Source organism: Chitinophaga sp. (assembly GCF_035564935.1).
Classification (GTDB): domain Bacteria; phylum Bacteroidota; class Bacteroidia; order Chitinophagales; family Chitinophagaceae; genus Chitinophaga.
Genome location: NZ_DATMTE010000030.1, coordinates 1 through 3,328 on the forward strand (window position 1 = coordinate 1; position 3,328 = coordinate 3,328).

The 3,328-nt window shown below is 45.0% G+C and carries 6 protein-coding genes; 5 read left to right on the top strand and 1 reads right to left on the bottom strand.

Going from position 1 to position 3,328, the window contains the following annotated elements; translation table 11 throughout:
* The 5 genes from VN105_RS00930 to VN105_RS00950 all read left to right on the top strand — a co-directional run.
* The coding region (locus VN105_RS00930; RefSeq protein ID WP_325637001.1) for a response regulator at positions 1–409 on the top strand (409 nt) is incomplete at its 5' end.
* A complete protein-coding gene (locus VN105_RS00935; RefSeq protein WP_325637003.1) occupies positions 406–711 on the top strand; it encodes a helix-turn-helix domain-containing protein in 306 nt (101 codons plus the stop codon). The genes VN105_RS00930 and VN105_RS00935, both read left to right, overlap by 4 nt.
* A gap of 131 nt (positions 712–842) precedes the next feature.
* Entirely contained in the window at positions 843–1,118 is a 276-nt protein-coding gene (locus VN105_RS00940) for a hypothetical protein (protein WP_325637005.1), read from the top strand.
* Between the two features lie 377 nt (positions 1,119–1,495).
* Positions 1,496–1,981 (top strand): sigma factor-like helix-turn-helix DNA-binding protein, encoded by a 486-nt coding sequence (locus VN105_RS00945; RefSeq protein WP_325637007.1) that lies wholly within the window; start codon positions 1,496–1,498, stop codon positions 1,979–1,981.
* A complete protein-coding gene (locus tag VN105_RS00950; protein ID WP_325637009.1) occupies positions 1,971–2,342 on the top strand; it encodes a hypothetical protein in 372 nt (123 codons plus the stop codon). The genes VN105_RS00945 and VN105_RS00950 overlap by 11 nt, the downstream gene beginning before the upstream one ends.
* Positions 2,343–2,420: 78 nt before the next feature.
* Here VN105_RS00950 and VN105_RS00955 read toward each other — a convergent pair.
* On the bottom strand, positions 2,421–3,328 hold a 908-nt coding region (locus VN105_RS00955), incomplete at its 5' end, for an ABC transporter ATP-binding protein (protein ID WP_325637011.1).

Sequence of the window (3,328 nt, forward strand, 5' to 3'; positions counted from 1 at the left end):
ACCCGTAACCAAAATCAGTTTAACTATGAAAAACCGTATTCTACATGCTGATGACGATACGTTGTTTTCCGGTATTGTTAAAAAGATACTTTATCAACAAGGATTTGAAGTTTATAGTGCTTTTGACGGAGAGCAGGCATGGCAGCTTTTTAACGAAATGAAATTCCATTTGTGTTTATTGGATATTGTGATGCCCCGTTTGAATGGAATTGATCTTGGGGAACGTATCCGCGCGAGGGATAAACAGATCCCTATATTTTATTTATCGGGTGAGGACATTGCGCTAGTATCGGCGGAGGTATTTGGCAGAGGGGGCGCTAATGACTATTTCCCTAAAACATTCAATCTGCGCGAGCTGACGGGCAAGTTACAAGCGTCTTTTATCCATATCAATAATTATATCTTATGAAAGAAAGTATAGGAACGCACCATTACGATCCCGGAAATAATGAATTTCATGTTTCCAGCAAACGAACAAAGAAAGTTACTCAGAGAATTAAGGAAGTATACAGGTGCCTGTATAAAAATAAAAATGAATTGGTAAGCATGGAAACTATCATGGATAATGTTTTCGGAGAAGGTAACCATGATATTGACAAGTTATATGTATATATATCCAAGCTTAAGCGGATTATCGAGAACCATCCCGGTTCGGGCATACGTAATGTGCGAGGTAAAGGGTACAAACTGATTGTGCCCGTAACACCATAGTCCTCTTTTTATCCCTGTATTTATTCCAATACCTGTTATCCTAACCGGATATTTTACTATATTCGTTTTCTGTTTAGTAAACCCGGACTATAAGCAGTTAACCATATTTTTCAATACCAAAACCACTTACCATGAGACTTCTTAGAACATTACATCATCCCGACGGTGTGCGTTCATCAGCTGAATATGAAATAAGAGACAATAATGTTTTTGCCACTGTTCACCATGCTGGCGGATCAGCTTCCTTGCCCTGGTATGAAGTGAGAGAAGATAAATTGTATCCTACGGTGCATCATCCGCAGGGGCGGAGTGCTTTTCCCTGGTTTGAGATCAATGGGAATAGCATCAGGCCCTCTATCCACCATCCAAAAGGCAGTGAAGGCTTACCATGGTATAAGATCGAATAACCTCAGAAAATGGATCTATATAATGAGCCTGGCAGAGATGCTGGGCTTTTTGTTGGAACAGCAAGCCCGGCAATTCCGGGCCTGCTGCTGTATGCCTATTGTACCTCAGGTATTTTCTCTGTATAGTTTTTTACGGTCTTACAAAAATCGAAGGATAACAAGGAAGAAGCGCCAACACTGATTGTGCAAAGCATTGAATCAAACTCAAATATCCAAAAGGAATTTGGTTGTCTTTGGAAAAAAATGCAGCGATGAAATTTATCAGCGAATTTTTGATTCCCGGCCTACATTTACATCTTTCCGGCCATTCATCTTTTAACATATAATTCCTTATCCCCCCTTTGCTAATCCCCTCTTTTCTCCCTATTTTTACCATAATGTCCACGCACCGTCCAAAACAATCTCATCTCCAACTAAAGTCATTATTTGACCTGCTATACGTGCGCCTTTGCCGGTTTGCCGGTCTTTTAATTACCAATCCCGCCATAGCAGAGGATATTGTTCAAAAAGTGTTCATAAATTATGAGCAGGAAGACGACGATTTCCCCGCAATTAAAACTTACCTGTATAAAGAAGTGCTGAACGCCTGCAACCAACATACTGCAGCTGTTAAAACAGCCGTTATAAAGGCAGAGGTAGGCGGGGAAATAAACCGGGCTATCGCCGCGCTCCCTGAAGGCTGCAGCAAAGTTTTCAAGCTGAGCTATGTAGAAGAACTGAAAAATGAGGAGATCGCAGCCGAAATGGCGATGCCGGTAAGTTGGGTGAAAACACAAAAAGTACGTGCATTGGAGTTATTGCACTGGCGACTGAAGCCGGAAACATTTCTCGTATTAAACTTCTTCCTGTCCATTGCAGAATGACCTGGAATCATATCAGTACGGAGCCCGGTTAATAGTAAAGTATTGGGAAAACACGCTTTCAGCCGAAGAAAGCGAAGCACTGGAAGTATGGATAGCCGCCAGCGATGAAAACCGGTTGCTGTTTGCCGAGCTAACCAGGGAAGCTACTTTAAAAGAAGAGCTGAGGCAGATGGGCAGGTATCATCCGCAACAGGCCTGGAAGAAAATTGAAGCCGCAAGGAAGGAAAGGAAACAGGTTCCCTGGGCGGGAGTTGTTGCTACCCTGCTCATGTTGCTGCTGGCCATTACTTTAAAATGGTGCTATCTCCGTGATGCGCCGCCTGCAGATAAAAAAACAGACAATAGGGGTATCAGCCGCTGAGCTGTGTCTGGTAAGGAAAGAGGAATCACCTCTTCTTTCCGCCATAGGTTTTTATAAAGCGTCTCCTTCCGGGGCGCTTTATTTGTAACCGGCAGCCTGCAGCTCAAATAATTCGGCGTACCGTCCTTTACGGGCAAGCAGTTCTTCATGACTCCCTATTTCAACAAGAGTGCCGCGTTCCAGTACCAGGATACGGTTAGCCATGCGTACCGTGGAAAAGCGATGCGATATCAACACTGCGGTTTTATCGCGGGTAAGATCCGCAAACCGTAGAAATACATTGTATTCAGCCCGTGCATCCAGCGCAGAAGTGGGTTCGTCCAGTATCAGGAGCTGGGCATCTTTCATGTAGGCCCTTGCCAGTGCTATCTTCTGCCATTCGCCACCGGAAAGCTCTATGCCCTGGTTAAAGCGGCGACCGAGCACCTGCTCGTAGCCGAGCGGCATCTTTTCTATAAGTGGCAACGCAAGACTTTGCCGCGCCGCATCTTCGATCATCGGGAGGTTATCGCTTTGGGCAATGTTGCCTACTGCAATGTTTTGCGAAACCGTCATCTGGTAACGCTGGTAGTCCTGGAATATAACGCCCACCTGCGTACGTAATTCTTGCAGGTCATATTCCCTGAGATCTATGCCGTCGAGCAGGATACGTCCTTCTACCGGATCGTAGAGGCGCGATAATAGTTTCACAAGGGTGGTTTTGCCCGCCCCGTTCTCTCCTACCAGCGCCAACTTTTCGCCGGGATGAAGTGTGAAGTTAAGATGCCTGATGGCCCATTTGTCGGCATTAAGGTATTTAAAACCAACATCCTCGAAAGTAAATCCTTGTTGAATGGGCCGTGGAAACGCCCGCGGATGAAGTACAGGAACCATTTTAGGCTGTATCTCAAAAAATTCAAACAAATCGCGCAGGTAGAGGGCGCCCTGTGTAACACTGGAAAACCGGATAAGGATTCCCTGGAATGTAGTACGCAACTGCCGGAAAG

Excerpts from the sequence above, each read along its gene's own strand:
- VN105_RS00935 (WP_325637003.1), top strand. The coding sequence starts at position 406 with ATGAAAGAAAGTATAGGAACGCACCATTACGATCCCGGAAATAATGAA.
- VN105_RS00940 (WP_325637005.1), top strand. The coding sequence starts at position 843 with ATGAGACTTCTTAGAACATTACATCATCCCGACGGTGTGCGTTCATCA.
- VN105_RS00945 (WP_325637007.1), top strand. The coding sequence starts at position 1,496 with ATGTCCACGCACCGTCCAAAACAATCTCATCTCCAACTAAAGTCATTA.